Source organism: Acidisoma sp. S159 (assembly GCF_009766125.1).
Lineage (GTDB): Bacteria > Pseudomonadota > Alphaproteobacteria > Acetobacterales > Acetobacteraceae > Acidisoma.
In genome coordinates this window covers 15,415-31,200 of record NZ_LMUG01000032.1, presented here as the reverse complement: position 1 = coordinate 31,200, position 15,786 = coordinate 15,415, and the positions used below count along the sequence as shown (strand labels likewise).

Annotated in this window: 14 protein-coding genes; 7 read left to right on the top strand and 7 right to left on the bottom strand. The window is 65.8% G+C overall.

Translation table 11 applies throughout. The annotated features are described in order from the left end of the window. Positions 1-14: 14 nt before the first annotated feature. From dprA to gltX, 5 genes are read right to left on the bottom strand one after another with little or no spacing between them, the layout of a single operon-like run. The gene (gene dprA, locus GSQ92_RS08015) at positions 15-1,154 is read right to left on the bottom strand and encodes a DNA-processing protein DprA (protein WP_254065931.1); all 1,140 of its coding nucleotides are present in this window, start codon (positions 1,152-1,154) and stop codon (positions 15-17) included. Continuing rightward, positions 1,151-1,753 (bottom strand): glycerol-3-phosphate 1-O-acyltransferase PlsY, encoded by a 603-nt coding sequence (gene plsY, locus GSQ92_RS08010; RefSeq protein ID WP_158805925.1) that lies wholly within the window; start codon positions 1,751-1,753, stop codon positions 1,151-1,153. The genes dprA and plsY overlap by 4 nt, the downstream gene beginning before the upstream one ends. Beyond that, positions 1,750-3,024 (bottom strand): dihydroorotase family protein, encoded by a 1,275-nt coding sequence (locus GSQ92_RS08005; RefSeq protein ID WP_371418086.1) that lies wholly within the window; start codon positions 3,022-3,024, stop codon positions 1,750-1,752. The genes plsY and GSQ92_RS08005 overlap by 4 nt, the downstream gene beginning before the upstream one ends. Positions 3,025-3,044: 20 nt before the next feature. After that, a complete protein-coding gene (locus tag GSQ92_RS08000) occupies positions 3,045-3,971 on the bottom strand; it encodes an aspartate carbamoyltransferase catalytic subunit (protein WP_158805927.1) in 927 nt (308 codons plus the stop codon). Further along, the gene (gene gltX, locus GSQ92_RS07995; RefSeq protein WP_158805928.1) at positions 3,972-5,387 is read right to left on the bottom strand and encodes a glutamate--tRNA ligase; all 1,416 of its coding nucleotides are present in this window, start codon (positions 5,385-5,387) and stop codon (positions 3,972-3,974) included. A gap of 40 nt (positions 5,388-5,427) precedes the next feature. Here gltX and GSQ92_RS07990 point away from each other — a divergent pair, with 40 nt between their 5' ends. From GSQ92_RS07990 to GSQ92_RS07965, 6 genes are all read left to right on the top strand, one after another. Then, complete coding sequence (locus tag GSQ92_RS07990; RefSeq protein WP_158805929.1) at positions 5,428-7,566, top strand: ComEC/Rec2 family competence protein; 2,139 nt, start codon at positions 5,428-5,430, stop codon at positions 7,564-7,566. A 79-nt stretch (positions 7,567-7,645) separates the two neighbouring features. Next, positions 7,646-8,629 (top strand): sugar-binding transcriptional regulator, encoded by a 984-nt coding sequence (locus GSQ92_RS07985; RefSeq protein WP_158805930.1) that lies wholly within the window; start codon positions 7,646-7,648, stop codon positions 8,627-8,629. A gap of 91 nt (positions 8,630-8,720) precedes the next feature. After that, complete coding sequence (locus tag GSQ92_RS07980; RefSeq protein ID WP_158805931.1) at positions 8,721-10,028, top strand: sugar ABC transporter substrate-binding protein; 1,308 nt, start codon at positions 8,721-8,723, stop codon at positions 10,026-10,028. Between the two features lie 121 nt (positions 10,029-10,149). Further along, entirely contained in the window at positions 10,150-11,076 is a 927-nt protein-coding gene (locus GSQ92_RS07975; RefSeq protein ID WP_216850602.1) for a carbohydrate ABC transporter permease, read from the top strand. Continuing rightward, a complete protein-coding gene (locus tag GSQ92_RS07970; protein ID WP_158805932.1) occupies positions 11,073-11,900 on the top strand; it encodes a carbohydrate ABC transporter permease in 828 nt (275 codons plus the stop codon). The genes GSQ92_RS07975 and GSQ92_RS07970 overlap by 4 nt, the downstream gene beginning before the upstream one ends. Next, positions 11,897-12,667 (top strand): L-iditol 2-dehydrogenase, encoded by a 771-nt coding sequence (locus tag GSQ92_RS07965; protein WP_159013346.1) that lies wholly within the window; start codon positions 11,897-11,899, stop codon positions 12,665-12,667. Before GSQ92_RS07970 ends, GSQ92_RS07965 begins: the two co-directional genes overlap by 4 nt. Positions 12,668-12,850: 183 nt before the next feature. Here the strand turns inward: GSQ92_RS07965 and GSQ92_RS07960 are convergent, their stop codons facing one another. After that, the gene (locus tag GSQ92_RS07960) at positions 12,851-13,717 is read right to left on the bottom strand and encodes a helix-turn-helix domain-containing protein (RefSeq protein ID WP_158805934.1); all 867 of its coding nucleotides are present in this window, start codon (positions 13,715-13,717) and stop codon (positions 12,851-12,853) included. Positions 13,718-13,838: 121 nt separating this feature from the next. Here GSQ92_RS07960 and GSQ92_RS07955 point away from each other — a divergent pair, with 121 nt between their 5' ends. After that, positions 13,839-14,879 (top strand): fatty acid desaturase, encoded by a 1,041-nt coding sequence (locus tag GSQ92_RS07955; RefSeq protein WP_158805935.1) that lies wholly within the window; start codon positions 13,839-13,841, stop codon positions 14,877-14,879. Here the strand turns inward: GSQ92_RS07955 and GSQ92_RS07950 are convergent. Continuing rightward, positions 14,816-15,640: a phosphate/phosphite/phosphonate ABC transporter substrate-binding protein gene (locus GSQ92_RS07950; protein ID WP_159013345.1), complete on the bottom strand. Its 825-nt coding sequence runs from the start codon at positions 15,638-15,640 to the stop codon at positions 14,816-14,818. The genes GSQ92_RS07955 and GSQ92_RS07950 overlap by 64 nt on opposite strands. Positions 15,641-15,786: the final 146 nt, after the last annotated feature.

The window sequence follows — 15,786 nt, the reverse complement described above, 5'->3', positions numbered from 1 at the left end:
CTGCTCCTGCTCGCTCAGCCGCCAAATTCGGGGATCAGGACCACGCGATTGCCGGGAAGAGACTCGATGCGGCCGCCGAGTTCCAGGTCCAGCAGGGCGGCCATAATGGCGGCATGAGACGTGAACTGGCAGTGTCGGAGCAGATCGTCAACAGACGTAGGTGCCGGGCTGAGCATCTGCAGCACAGCATTTCGCGTTTCGATGGGTGCCTCTTCCGTTTCTGAAGCGTAATCGAACGCCTGCGCGGGCTCGGCCAGGCTCGCGGGCGGGCGTAGCTGCTCGGGCCCCTGCGGTAGGTTGGCGAGGACATCGGCGGCCGTCTCGGTGAGCTGGGCGCCTTGGCGGATGAGGTCGTTGGAGCCATGGCAGCGGGGGTCCAGCGGTGAGCCGGGCACGGCGAAAACCTCGCGGCCGGATTCGAGCGCGAGCCGGGCGGTGACGAGACTGCCGGAATGGCGCGCGGCTTCGACAACCACCACGCCGAGAGAGAGCCCGGCGATGATGCGGTTGCGGCGCGGGAAGTGGCGCGCCTGGGGCTGGGTGCCGAACGGCGCCTCGCTGACCACCGCGCCGGTCTCGGCGATGCGGCGCTGCAGGTCGATGTGCTGTGGCGGATAGGTCTGGTCGAGGCCGCCGGCGACGGCCGCGATGGTGATCCCGCGCGCCTTCAGCGCCGCCTCATGCGCGGCCGCATCCACGCCGCGCGCCAGGCCGGAGACGATGGCGAGACCGGCTTCCGCGAGCGACGCCGAGAGGTTGGCGGCGATGTGCTGGCCATTGAGGGAGGCCTGGCGGCCGCCGACGATGGCGACCGCGCGTTTCGCGAGGAGGGTGACGTCGCCGAGCACGCTCAGCGCCGGCGGGGGATCGGCCAGCATGGCGAGAAGGGGCGGGTAGGCGGGCATATGCGCCATCAGCAGCGTGGCGCCGAGGCGGGTCAGGGCCGCGATCTCATCCTCGACGGCGGCCACCGGCGGGATGGTCTTTTCCGTGCGCCCGGCGGCGCGGATGAGGCCGGGCAGGGCGTCGAGTGCGGCGGCGGCGCTGCCGAAGCGGGTAAGCAGGCGGCGGTAGGTTACCGGCCCAACGCCATCAGTCCGCGCCAGTCTGAGGCGGGCAACGAGGTCGCTGATGGGTCGGGTCCCGCGGCTCACGTCGCGCCGATACGCGGTTCGGTGCCCGCCAGAAGGCGGCGGATATTGGCGTGATGGCGGGCCAGCACCAGGATGGCGACGACAAGCGCCAGGATCGCGCGGGCCGGACCGCCGAAACCCCAGGCAAGCAGCGGCGAGAGGATGAAGGCCAGCAGCGCTGAGGCGGAGGAGATGCGAGTCGTTTTCGCGCCGACCAGCCAGATGAGGCACATGATCGCGCCCTCCGGCCAGCAGGCGGCGAGCGCCACACCGAGGCCGGTCGCGACACCCTTGCCGCCGCGAAAGCGCAGCCAGACCGGGAACATGTGGCCGAGCACCGCTAGACCGCCTGCCCAGAGCGGGGCGAAGCTGCCCGGTATGTCGAGCGCCGGGACATTGGCCACGATCAGAACCGCGGCGGCGCCCTTGAGCCCGTCGAGCAACAGGGTCGCGGCGGCGAGGCCTTTGCGGCCGGTGCGGAGAACATTGGTGGCGCCGATATTGCCGGAGCCGATCTGGCGGATGTCTCCCGCGCCGCCGAGGCGGGTGATAATGAGGCCGAAGGGGATGCTGCCAAGCAGATAGCCGACGAGCACCGCGAGGAAGGGGAATTGGGTCATCCGAATACCCTCCGTCCCGCTTTCCAGGTGCCGAGCACGCGACCCTCTAGCGCGCGGCCGTCGAAGGGCGTGTTGCGCGCCTTGCCGGGGAGTTTCCCGGCCTCGACCTTCCAGGCGCGGTCAGGATGAAACAGGCAGAGGTCGGCGGCGACGCCTTTTGTGAGCCTCCCCTGCGGCAGCCGCAACACGGTGGCCGGACCGGACGTCAGCAAAGCCAGCGCGCGGATGAGCGGGATGGCGCCGCCATGGACCTGCGCCAGCGTCACCGCCAGCAGGGTGGCGAGACCGGCGCCGCCAGCGGAGGCCTGGGCGAAGGGCTGGCGCTTGTCGTCAGCGTCGCGCGGCTGATGGTCGGAGGCGACGGCGTCGATCGTACCATCGGCGAGTGCCGCGACCACCGCCAGGCGGTCGCTGTCGGCGCGCAGCGGCGGTGAGAGTTTCGCGTAGGTGCGGAAATCGCCGATGGCGATCTCGTTGAGGTCGAAATAGGGCGGCGCCGTATCGCAGGTGATGCGCAACCCCTCCGTCTTCGCGGCGCGGATGAGGTCGAGCGCGGCGGCGGTGGAGATATGGGCGAAATGGACCCGGCCGCCGGTGAGGCGAACCAGGGCGATGTCCTGCGCGACCTGGATCGCCTCCGCCGCCGCCGGGATGGCCGGCAGGCCGAGACGTGTCGCCAGCTCGCCCTCGGTCGCGCAACCGCCCTCGGCGAGCGACGGATCCTCGGGGTGCTGGACCACAATGCCGTCGAAGCCGCGCGTATAGGAGAGGACCGCGCGCATGAAGCGGGCCGGGCCGATGGCGCGGCCGCCATCGGTGAAGGCGACTGCGCCGGCTTCACGCAACAAACCAAGCTCGGCGAGTTCCACCCCGGCGCAGCCGCGCGTCACGGCGCCATAGGGGAGGATGCTGAGGCTGCCGGTCTCGACACCACGCGCCAGCAGCAGCCGTACCAGCGCCGGATCGTCGATGGCAGGGCGGGAGTCGGGGAGCGCTACCAGCGTCGTGATGCCACCGGCGGCGGCGGCGCGGGCGACCGAGGCGATGGTCTCGCGATATTCATGGCCGGGCTCGCCGAGTTCCGCGCGCATATCCACCAGGCCGGGGCAGAGCACGGCGCCCTCGGCGGCGATGATGTCGGCGCCCTCGGGCTGGACGAGGCCCGTTGCGATCTCGGCGATCAGACCGTCGCGGAGCAGAACGTCGGCGGTCTGGTCGAAGCCGCTGGCCGGGTCGATGACCCGGGCGCCGGCGATGAATGTGTCCCGCAACTGCACCGGGGGCATGGCGTTCATCGGCGCACGATCTGCAGTGGCCGGGCGAGGCGGTCGAGCACCGCCATGCGGATGGCGACGCCCATTTCCACCTGCTCGCGGATGACGCTGTGGACGGGGTCGTCCGCCACCGCGCTGTCGATCTCGACGCCGCGGTTCATCGGGCCGGGATGCATCACCAGTGCATTGGGCTTGGCATAGGCGAGCTTGTCCGCATCGAGGCCGAAGAAGCGGAAATATTCGCGCGCGCTCGGGACAAGGTTGCGGGTCATGCGTTCTTTCTGCAATCGTAACATCATGACCACATCCACCCCCGCCAGTCCATCCGCCATGTCGTTGAAGACCAAGACGCCGAGTTCCTCGATAGCCGCCGGGATCAGGGTTGGCGGTCCCACCACGCGCACCTGGCTGCCCATCGACAAGAGAAGATGGATGTTCGAGCGCGCGACGCGGGAATGGCCGATATCGCCGCAGATCGCGATGGTCAGCCCTTCGAGGCTGCCGCGATGACGCCGGATCGTCAGCGCGTCGAGCAGCGCCTGGGTCGGGTGCTCATGCGTGCCGTCCCCGGCATTGATGACCGCCGCATCGACTTTCTGGGCGAGCAGGTTGGGCGCGCCGGATTGGTCGTGCCGCACCACCAGCAGATCGCATTGCATGGCGTTGAGCGTGGAGGCGGTGTCGAGCAGCGTCTCGCCCTTCTTCACGCTGCTGGTGGAGACCGACATATTGAGCACATCGGCGCCGAGGCGCTTGCCGGCGAGTTCGAAGCTGGTCCGCGTGCGCGTGCTGTCCTCGAAAAAAAGGTTGATGAGAGTGCGGCCGCGCAGCACGTCCCGCTGCGTCTTGCCCGAGCGGTTGAGCAGAACATAGCTCTCGGCGAGGTCGAGAAGATCCTCGATGACGGAAGGCGCCATGCCCTCGATGGCGAGGAGGTGGCGCATTCAGGCGGCATCCTGCGTCGCGGCCGTGACGGCGGCGATGCGGGCGAGACTCTCCTCCCGCCCCAGAGCGGCGAGAGTCGCGTCGATCGGCGGGCTGGTGGTGGTGCCGGTGAGCGCCGCGCGCAGCGGCTGGGCGACCTGGCCGAGCTTGCGGCCGGTGGCCTCGGCGAAGGCGCGGAGGGCGGCATCGACCGCGGCGGCGGAGAAGTCGGTCGCGGCGAGATGCGGCGCGAGGTTGGCCAGCATGGCGCGCGCTTCCGGAGTGAGCTGCAGAGCCGCCTTATCGGTTATCGCGAATGGCAGGCGGCGCGCGAGGAAGGCGGCGGAGGCCGCGAGTTCGAGCAGGGTTTTCGCGCGTTCCTTGAGGCCGGGCATCAGCGTGGCGATACGCGCCTCGGTCGTCTCGTCGAGGACGAGGCCGGGCTCATCCGCGAGACGGCGCGCGACGTCCCGCGCCAGCCGTGCGTCATCCGCCTGGCGCAGCCAGAAGCCGTTGAGGTGGGTGAGTTTGGCGTAGTCCATCCGGCTCGCCGCGCGGCCGACGCCATCGAGGTCGAAGAGGGAAATGGCTTCGTCCCGCGACAGTATTTCCGCGTCGCCGTGGCCCCAGCCGAGGCGGAGGAGGTAGTTGCACAAGGCTTCCGGCAGGAAGCCCTCGCGCTCGAATTCCAGCACGCTGACGGCGCCGTGACGTTTCGAGAGCTTTGCGCCATCCGCGCCGTGGATCAGCGGGATATGGGCAAAGCGCGGCAGGTCCCAGCCCATCGCGCGGTAGATCTGGACCTGCCGGAAGGTATTGGTGAGGTGATCGTCGCCGCGAATGACATGCGTGATCGCCATGTCGTGGTCGTCCACCACCACGGCATGCAGGTAGGTCGGCGTGTTGTCGCTCCGCAGGATGATCATATCGTCGAGCTCGGCATCGGCGACGCGGACCATGCCCTGCACCAGGTCGTCCACCTCGGTCACGCCGCCACGCGGGACCTTCAGGCGGATCGAGGGTTTGACGCCGGCCGGCGCCTCGGCCGGGTCGCGGTCTCGCCAGCGGCCGTCATAGCGCGGCGGGCGGCCTTCCTTGATGGCGGTCTCGCGCATCGCCGTAAGCTCCTCGGGCGTGCAGTAGCAGCGATAGGCGCGGCCTTGGTCCAGCAGCGCGTGCGCGACCTCGACATGGCGCGCCTCGCGGGCGGATTGGTAGACGGCTGGCTCGTCAGGCTGCAGATCGAGCCAGGCGAGACCTTCGAGGATGACCTGGGTCGCGGCGGCGGTGCTGCGGGCGCGATCGGTATCTTCGATCCGCAGCAGGAACTGGCCGCCGTGGTGGCGGGCGAAGAGGTAGTTGAACAGCGCGGTGCGTGCTCCGCCGATATGGAGCAAACCGGTGGGGCTGGGGGCGAAGCGCGTGCGGACGGTCATGGCCGCTCCATAGAACATTTGAGGGCGGCGTGAAAACGCCGTGAGGTGGCGGCGGCCGCCCGATGCGGCCCGCCTTTGGGCAGGCGCCCGGCTCGCCTTCGATCGATGGACGATGGCCGAGCATGGCCGGTTCCTGGCTTGGCTGCCGGTCTTCATGGGCGCGGGAGTGCTGCGATACTTCGCGGCGGAAAAGCCGGCGGTGCCCTGGCTTGGCCCGGCGATGGTTGCGGCGGCGCTCGTGGCGGTGATGGCGTCGCGGCTTTGGCTGGCGCCCCGCGCGGTGGCTTTGGCGGGACTCGCGGCAGCCATCGGCTTCGCTTCCGCCGCTCTGCGAACGGAGCGGATGGCGGCGATGCCCGACCTGCCGCGCCACGCCGCGATGATCTCGGGCATCATCCGCGCGGTCGAACCGCTGCCCGCCGGGCGGCGCTTGGTGCTGGATGATGTGCGGATCGACGACGCGGCTGCGCTCAGTCGCCGCATCCGCATAAGGGTGCGTGGCACTGACCGGCAGGCGCTGCTGCCTGGCGAGCGGGTCAGCATGAAGGTGCTGGTGCGACCGCCTTTCGCGCCGACCTATCCCGGCGGCTGGGATCTGCGGCGCGACGAATTCTACGCGGGTCTCGCAGGCGGTGGCTTCGCGCTGTCGGCGGTGACGCGTGAGAGTTTGCCCGAAGCGCAGGGGCTGAGCGAACGCTGGCAGGTACTGCGCGAGACTATCGCCGGCCGGATTCTGGCGGTGCTGCCGGGCACGACGGGCGCGGTGGCAGCGACGCTCCTCACCGGCATCGCGACCGCGATCCCGCCGGACGACCGCGCCGCCTTCGCGACCGCTGGGCTCGCGCATATCCTGGCGGTCGCCGGGCTGCATATCGGCATCGTCATGAGCACGGTTTTCGCGGCGTCCCGTGCCGCCCTCGCTTTGTCGCGCCATACGGCTTTGCGCTGGCCCATTAAAGAGATCGCCGCCGTCATCGCGATCGCGGCCGGTGGCGGCTACATGGCGCTGACCGGCATGCATCTGCCGATCATCCGCAGCTTTGCGATGGCGTCCCTGGTGACGGTCGGCCTGGTCCTCGGCCGCCGCGCCTTGTCGCTGCGCGGGCTTGGGCTGGCGGCGACGCTGCTGATGCTGACGCAGCCTGAGGCGGTGGCGGATGTCAGCTTTCAGATGAGCTTCGCGGCTGTGCTGGTGCTGATCGCGGGCTATGAGGCGATCCGGCAGCGGCCCATCGTGTTACTCGCGCGCGGTGCCGGCTTCTTGCGATGGCTGCGGCGCGACCTGCTGCTGGTGGCAACGACGAGCCTGCTCGCCGCAGCGGCAACGGCGCCCTTCGTCGCCTACCATTTCGGCCAGGTGCAGCCCTATTCGGTGATGGCCAATCTGCTGGCCGTGCCGTTGACGGCGTTCTGGGTGCTGCCGTGGGGACTGGCGGCGCTGGCGCTCATGCCGCTGGGCCTCGCCTTCCTCGCGCTTGTTCCGATGGGTTGGGGCTGTGCACTGCTGATCGGCATCGCGCGGCTCATCAGCCGGTTGCCCGCCGCGACCCTGGCTGTGCCGCCTGAGACGCGCCTCGCATTGGCGCTCGCGGCCTTTGGGCTGATTTGGCTGTGTCTGTGGCAGAGCCGCCTGAGGTTATTGGGTCTGGTGCCGCTTGTAATCGGCGCTTGCGTGCTGCCTTGCCTGGTCACGGTGCCGGATCTGCTGGTCTCGCCCGATCTCCGCATCATCGCCTTCCGCACGCCGGGCGCGATCTATCTGCTGCAGGCGGGCAAGGACGACTTCACGCTTGGCGAGTGGCACCGCTTCTTCGGCGCGCGGACGCTGCGGAGTTTTCCCGCGCAGGGCAGCTCACCCGATGGCAAAGTGGTTTGCAGCCCCGACGGCTGCCTGTTGCACGGCGCCTCGACCGCGCTGCTGTGGCGCGCGGAGGCACCACCGGAGAATTGTCGTGGGTTCGCGGTCCTGGTCACCACCGACTTCCTGGACGGTCTGTCCGGCCCGGCTTGCGCCGAGATGCCGGTCATCGATCGTTCGACCGTTCGGCGCGTGGACGCAGTCTCGGTCAGGCTGACGCCCAAGGGCGCCGTGCTGGCGGAGGACCGGCCGTTGCGTGGCGACTGGCCCTGGCTGCCGTCGCCTTGGCGGCCGGAAAACGGCTCCGATGAGCATTGGTAACGACTTCCGCATTGCATTTGCCCACAAGTCGGGCAAGACTTCGCATCAACGAATAAGCCGCGATCCGCGGGGGGACGTCATGAACGAGAGGTCGGCCGCCGAGATGCGGTCGCCGCAAGGTGCCCGGCTGGAACAGGCCGCACGCGCGGCATGGCTCTACTATGTCGGTGGCCGCACGCAGGATGAGGTGGCGGGGCAACTCAACATCTCGCGGCAGGCGGCGCAGCGGCTGATTTCGCTCGCGCTGTCCGAGAAACTCATCAAGTTCCGCTTCGACCACCCCATTGGGCCGCGCATGGAAACCGCCGAGGCGCTGTCGCGGCGCTTTGGCCTCACGGTCTGCGAAATCGTGCCGACGATGGGCAATGCCACAACGACTCTCGCCTCCGTCGCCATCGCGGGCGCGCAATTCGTCGAGAAATGGCTGGCGCAACGCGCGCCGCTGGTACTGGGGATGGGAACCGGCCGCACGCTGCGCGCGATCGCCAATGAGCTTTCGCCGATCGCTGCACCGCAGCACAAGATATTCTCGCTTTGCGGCACGATTCTGCCGATGGGACGCGCCATCGCGCTCGATCCTGTCTTGCGTCTTGCCGAAAGGTCCGGCGCGCAATGCTACTCGCTGCCAAGCCCGGTCATCGCCGCGACTGTCGAGGAACGCGAGATGCTGCAAAAGCAGCAGCCCTATACGACGGTACGCCACCTCATCAGCCAGGCACGCTGCATGTTGGTGGGCATCGGCGCGGTCGGCTGGCGGGAAGCCCTGCATGTCGATGGCGTGGTCTCCGACGCCGAATTGACTGAACTGATCGAGGAGGGGGCGGTGGGCGAAATCACCGGCTGGTCCTACGACGCGAGCGGAAAACTGCTCGGCGGCGCGATCAACGACCGGGTGGCGGGGCTGTGGCCCTTGGCGCTCGAATCGGGTGCCCTGCGGGTGGGCGCTGCCTTCGGGGCCCAGAAGGTAGCCGCTATACGGGCGGCCCTTTCGGGCGGCATGGTGAGCGGGCTGATCACCGACGAAGCGACGGCGGAAGCGCTTCTAGTGGAAGGGAGTTCTTGACAGTCGTTTCTCTACTTGATGTTCTGCTCAAAGCCTGGGCATACGCTCGGTTCCGGATTGGCTTAAAATTATAAACGACGAGGGGATGGACATGCGCATGAAGACCATCGCGGCTTTTGCCGCCGCTTTGCTAGCCGGCACGAGCCTCGCGGCCAGCGCCGAGACGATCACCATCGCGACCGTGAACAACTCGCAGATGGTCGTGATGCAGAAACTCGCTCCCACCTGGGAGAAGAAGACCGGCAACAAGATCAACTGGGTCGTGCTCGAGGAGAACGTGCTGCGCCAGCGCGTCACCACCGACATCGCGACCCATGGCGGCCAGTTCGATGTCATCACCATCGGGTCCTATGAGACGCCGATCTGGGGCAAGCAGGGCTGGCTCACGAGCGTCGGCGATATCAAGGGCTACGACTATAACGACGTGTTCCCGTCGGTCCGTTCGGCGCTCAGCGAGGGCGGCAACCTCTACGCGCTGCCCTTCTATGCCGAGAGCTCCTTCACCTATTACCGCAAGGATCTGTTCGACGCGGCCGGGCTGAAGATGTCGGACGCGCCGACCTATAAGGATATCGACGCCGCCGCCGCCAAGCTCACCGACAAGAGCAAACAGCAGTACGGCATCTGCCTTCGCGGCAAGCCGGGCTGGGGCGAGAACATGGCTTACCTCGATACCGTCGTGAATACTTTCGGCGGCTCGTGGTTCGACATGAAGTGGAATGCGCAGCTCGACAGCAAGCAGTGGAATGACGCTGTCACCTTCTACATCCACCTGCTCAAGGATTACGGCCCGCCGGGCGCCAGCTCCAACGGCTTCAACGAGAACCAGGCGCTGTTCGCCACCGGCCATTGCGCGATGTGGATCGATGCGACTTCCGGCGCCGGCATGATCTACGACAAGAGCAGCAGCCAGGTGGCCGACAAGGTCGCCTTCACCGCCGCGCCGGTCGATGTGACGCCGCATGGTTCGCATTGGTTCTGGGCCTGGGCGCTCGGCATTCCTAAGACCTCGACCAAGGCAGAAGTCGCCAAGGACTTCATCGGCTGGGCGACGTCCAAGGATTACATCGACCTCGTTGGCCAGACCAATGGCTGGACGACGCTGCCTCCCGGCACGCGCCTCTCCACCTACGAGAATGCCGACTATCTCAAGGCGGCACCTTTCGCCCCTGCCGTGAAGCAGGCGATCGATACGGCCGATCTCGATCATCCGACGATGAATCCGGTGCCCTATACCGGCGTCCAATACGTCTCCATCCCCGAGTTCCAGGCGATGGGCACGACGGTTGGTCAGCTCGTTGCCGCGGCCCTGACCGGCCAGAGCACGGTCGAGAGCGCGTTGAAGCAGGCACAGGCTTCCGTCACCTCGACGATGCAGCAGGCCGGCTACACGCAGTAACGCGTCTAGACGCGGTTTGGCGTAACTTCATGAACGGCTCGACGTACCGCGTCGGGCCGTTCATTGTATTTGAAACGAACCCGGGGACACACCGGGGGCCGCGAAGCGGGGGAGGATTTGGATGAGTACGGCCGCATCTGCGACAATGGGCGGCCCGCGCGCCAAGCCGGGCAAGAAAAAAGCGATAGGCGGCGGCGTCAATACTATGCCGCTGCTGGCTCCCGCGGTCGGCTTATTGCTGATCTGGATGATCGTGCCTCTGGCGATGACGCTGTTCTTCGCCTTCCGCCGCTACAATTTGCTCAACCCGATGATCCATGGGTGGGCCGGGTTCAACAATTTCAAATATCTTTTCGAGGACCCCGCACTTCTCCACTCGCTGCTGGTCTCGGTGATCCTGGTGGTCGGTGTCATCGCCATCACCATCATTCTGGGTTCCATTCTCGCCGCCATCTTCAACCAGCCCTTTCCGGGGCAGGGCGTCGCGCGCGTGCTGATGATCTCGCCCTTCTTCGTGATGCCAACGGTGAGCGCGCTGGTGTGGAAGAACCTGCTCATGCATCCGGTGAGCGGCCTTTTCGCCGCCTTCGCGCGCATGCTCGGCTTTCAGCCGATCGACTGGTTCGGCTCCTTCCCGCTCAGTTCGATCATGCTGATCCTGTGCTGGGAATGGCTGCCTTACGCCTTCCTCATTCTGTTCACCGCGCTGCAGTCAATGGACGAGGAACAGCTGGAAGCCGCCCGGCTGGACGGTGCCACGGCCTACAACATCTTCGTCAGCATCCAATTGCCGCATATGGCGCGCGCTATCTCGGTCACGATCATGATCGAGATGATCTTCCTGCTCAGCGTCTTCGCCGAAATCTACGTGACGACGGCGGGCGGCCCGGGCTTCGCCACGACGAACCTGACCTTCCTCATCTACCAGCGCGCGCTGCTGGCCTTCAACGTGGGCGGCGCTTCCGCCGCCGGTGTCATCGCCATCATTCTCGCCAATATCGTCTCCGCCTTCCTCACGCGGAGCGTCGGAAAGAGGCTTGAGATATGAGCCATTCTGTCGCCAAGCAGCGCCATCCCGTCGCCGGCATCATCGCCTGGGTCGTGGCGCTCGTCATGTTCTTCCCAATCGCCTGGATGGCGCTCGCAAGTTTCAAAACCGAGGTGGAAGCGGTACAGACGCCGCCGCTGCTGTTCTTCATGCCGACGCTGGAGAATTACCGGGCAATTTTCTCCGAGGCGAATTACCTGCTGTTCGCGGGCAATAGCGTCGGTATCGCGGTCGGCGCAACCTTGCTGACGCTGATCATCTCCGTCCCGGCCGCCTTCGCGATGGCCTTCTACCCGTCGCCGCGCACCCGTGGCCTGCTACTATGGATGCTTTCGACCAAGATGCTGCCCGCGGTGGGTGTGCTGGTGCCGATCTACCTTCTGGTGCGCGACGCGGGGCTTTTGGATAGCCGCACCGCGCTGATCGTCATCAATACCCTCAGCAATATGCCGATCGCGATCTGGATGCTGTTCACCTTCTTCCGCGATCTGCCGAAGGACATCATCGAGGCGAGCCGCATCGACGGTGCCAATCTGCGGCAGGTTCTGGTGCATGTGCTGCTGCCGCTGGTGATGCCGGGCATCGCCTCCACCGGGCTGCTCTGTATCATCCTGTGCTGGAACGAGGCTTTCTGGAGCCTCAACCTCACGGCGCATAACGCGGCACCGCTCACCGCCTTCATTGCGTCTTTCTCGGCGCCTCAGGGTCTGTTCTGGGCGAAGCTTTCGGCGGCTTCGGTGCTGGCGATCGCGCCGATTCTCATCTTCGGCTGGTTCAGCCAGAAGCAACTGGTCAGCGGCCTGACCTTCGGAGCTGTGAAGTGAAACTACTGGGCAAAGTCGCCGTCATCACAGGCGGCGCGCGGGGCATCGGCCGCGCCATCGCGACGCGCTATGCGGAAGAAGGCGCGCGGGTGGTGATCGCGGACATCAACCAGGCGGAGTCGGAGAACGTCGCGCGAGAGATCGGGCATGACGCTCTCGGCGTTGGCCTCAATGTCACCAAGCAAGAGTCGATCGACGCGATGGTGCGTGACGTCGTGGCGCGGGCGGGGCGAATCGACATCCTCGTCAACAACGCCGGCGTTTTCGAGATGGCGCCGGTACTGGAGATCACACGCGAGAGCTACGCAAAGCAATTCGCGGTGAATGTTGAGGGTCTGCTCTTCACTCTTCAGGCTGTGGCGAAGCAGATGGTTTCGCAAGGAGAGGGCGGCAAGATCGTCAATTTCGCCTCCCAGGCGGGGCGGCGAGGGGAGGCGCTGGTCGCGGTCTATTGCGCCTCCAAGGCCGCGGTCATCAGCCTGACGCAGAGCACCGGCTTGGGCCTGATCAAATACGGCATCAACGTCAATGGCATCGCGCCGGGCGTGGTGGATACCCCGATGTGGGATGTGGTGGACGCGCAATTCGCGAAATACGAGAATCTCCCGCTCGGCGAGAAGAAGCGGCAGGTAGGCCTTGCGGTGCCTTATGGGCGTATGGGCAATGTCGGGGATATGGTGGGCGCGGCGGTGTTTCTGGCGAGCGCCGATGCCGGGTATATCGTGGCGCAGACGCTCAATGTCGATGGCGGGAATTGGATGAGCTGAGGGGGGCCGTTCATTCAGAGCGGGATGACTTTGGCTCGAAACCGTGCCCACTCCACCTCGTCATGCTCGGCGAAGGTCGAGCATCCACGCCTTGCTTGCTCGACGAAGGCAAGGCGTGGATGGCATGCCTTCGCGTGCCATGACGAGTATTTGGTTCGCGGTCCAGTATTAGATCAATACGTTTCAGCCCAAAGTCTTCAGCAGGTCCCGGAAATAGCGCGGCAGGTCATTCGGCTGGATGACCGCCGCTCTCACCGTCTGGTCGAAATGTTGCACCAGCGCGCGGACGTGTTCGCGTGACTGGAACACGAGATACATCTGGCCGACATAGATGGTCGCGCGGATCGGCCCGAAGATGGTGATCGGCGCGGAATACAAACGCCGCCCGTCATAAAGATACCAGCGATATCGGGGATAAAGCTCGTCGCACAGGGCGATGAGATGCTCCAGCTGCGCGCGGCGTGTCGCGAGCGGGAGATCCTCCCAGATCCCCGTGCCCCGTGCGAAGCTTTCGATCACCTGGATCGACGCGCAGACTTCCATATCCGTCTCGGGACGCCGCAAATAATCGAGACGAGATCGCGTGATTTCAATTCGTCGCTGTGGCGAGAGGGCGATGAAGTGCTCGTATTCGAAGGCGATGACCTCCTCGGTCTTCAGCACATCGGGGAAATTGCTGGGAATGTGCCGCACTTTGTAGCCGGTCGCTTCCTCGTGCCACTCGATCAAGCGCTCATCGACCGGCGACAGGGCATTGGCCTCGATGCGCGGTCTGTCATCGCTGAGCACGCCGGCTTCACGGTCCTCGATTTCCCGCAGACCCAGCAGCCAGTCCACCGAGACCTGGCCGATCCGAGCGATAGCGGCCACCGACTCGATCCGCGGCAGGCGATCGTTTGTGGGTGAAAGAATCTGCGACAGGGTCGAGCGGTCTATCCCGATAGCCCGGGCGAAGTCGCTCTGCCCCCCGCCGGAGCGGGACATGACCGAGAGCAGGCGGGTGCGGAAGACACGGACAAGCTCGGCGCGACTTGAAGAGGCTGAGATCATAAATACATTGTAAAGCCAATGCTGTGAATTATCAACAGAAGCGGATATTGGTTATCATTCCCACGATCCATTTGTTGGTTATCTTATTGAATCCCTCATATTCCCCGATCATCATAGGGGAATGCAATTACAGAGCCCAGCCGCCAGCCTGCGCCACCACTCAGCCGTCGAATGGCCGACCTGTTTTCTGGCGCTCGGGATCTATCTCTGCTGGGGGTTGCTGACCTTTTTCCACGCGTCCATTCCCTGGCCGGTATTGGTCGTTGGCGGCGGCTGGATCGTCGCCTGGCAGATGTCGCTGCAGCATGAGGTCATGCATGGTCATCCGACGCGTTATCGCTGGCTGAATGACGCGATTGGGTTGCCGCCGCTCACGCTTTGGCTGCCCTATCCGATCTACCGGCGGTCGCATCTTCGGCATCATCGAAACGCGCATCTCACCGATCCGCTCGAGGATCCTGAGAGCTACTACCTGACGCCGGAGCGTTTCGGCCGTCTAGGGAGCGCTGCCCGCGCCTTCCTGCGGTTCCGCAACACGTTTTTCGGCCGCATCACCTTCGGCGCCGTCCGCAGCATCGTGCTTTTCCTCTGGAGCGAGTTGCGTCACGCCCTGCAAGGCGATCGTGCGACCTTGCGCATCTGGTTGCCCCATCTTCTCGGTGTCGGGTTTCTCTTAGTCTGGGTCTGGGGAGTTTGCGGCATGTCGCCGCTGGTCTACGTGGCCTGCTTTGTGCTGCCGAGCCGCTCGCTATCGCAGATCCGCTCCTTCGCCGAACATCGTGCGGCCGACGTGCAGGACGAGCGAACCGCGATTGTCGAGAATTCCCCCGTCCTGGGCCTGCTGTTCCTCAACAACAATCTGCACGTCGTCCATCACGACAAGCCCGCGCTGCCCTGGTACCGCATCCCGGCCTATTACCAAGCAAATCGCGCACGGATCATCGAGGCGAATGGCGGGCTGGTCTATGACGGCTATGGCGATGTGATCCGGCGCTATTTCCTGACGCCGCATCACGAGGGCGCCCATCCCGGCCATGACGCCCCGCGCGTCTCGGTGCCATCGCCGGCGCGGCGATTAGCCCATGCGGCAGTGCTCTCTCAGGCGATTGTGGAATACCCCGCCGCTGCCGCCTCCTCCTCGAAAGCCGCGACGGCCGCGTAGGTTTGGGCCTTGACGGGGCGGATGTCCCGGATGCTCAAGCCGGTCATCGCCTGCCGCAGCGCCGGACGGTGAGCGGCGCCGGTCAGCACCCGGCGCAAGGCTTCGATGAGGGCCGGCTCGGTGTGGGACGAGGTGATGAACGGAATGGCGGGGCTGGCGGCGGTCTCGGCGATGATGCGAAGGCGAGTGATGTCCTTCGGCCGATAGTGCGCGACGAGGCCGAAGGTCACGCAGTCGATCGCGGCAACATCGGTCGAGCCCTCCGCCACCGCCGCCATGCTGGCGACATGGGCGCCGCTGACGGTGACGGAGCCGAAGAAACGGCCCTCGCGCGCGAGACGTGCCACGAGATGACGAGGCAGGTTCATCCCTGAATTCGAGTGCCATCCATTCATGGTGAAACGCGCGCCGCGAAGATCTTCGAGGTTGCGAAGCGACGAGTCGGTTGCCACGACGATGAAGGATCGGTGGGTCGGCATGCCGCTCGGGTCCATCGCGCAGCCCGGCAGATCATGCAGCGGCGCGGCGAGGATTTCATATTGGCCGGGATAGAGGGCGAGCAGCGGGTAGCCGCACATGTGGCTGAGGAGCGTTTGGGGCTCGATCTCCTCTGGCAGGTCCAAGCTCGGCTGAGCGATCGTCTCCGGGATGTTCGCAAAGCCTTCCTCTTGGAGAGCTTCGCGGATCGCGGCCCAAAATGTAGCGTTGGCGGCGGCCATCTCGGGCAAGGCGTACATCGACAGCGAGACGAAAGGCGTCATTGTTATTCGATGGCCGTTAGAAGCCGAGGATATCTCTGGCCTGGACCGTCCTCACTCCACCACGTCATGCTCGGCGAAGGCCGAGCATCCACGCCTTCCTTGCGCGACGAAGGCAAGGCGTGGATGGCACGCGGGGGGCCGCCCCG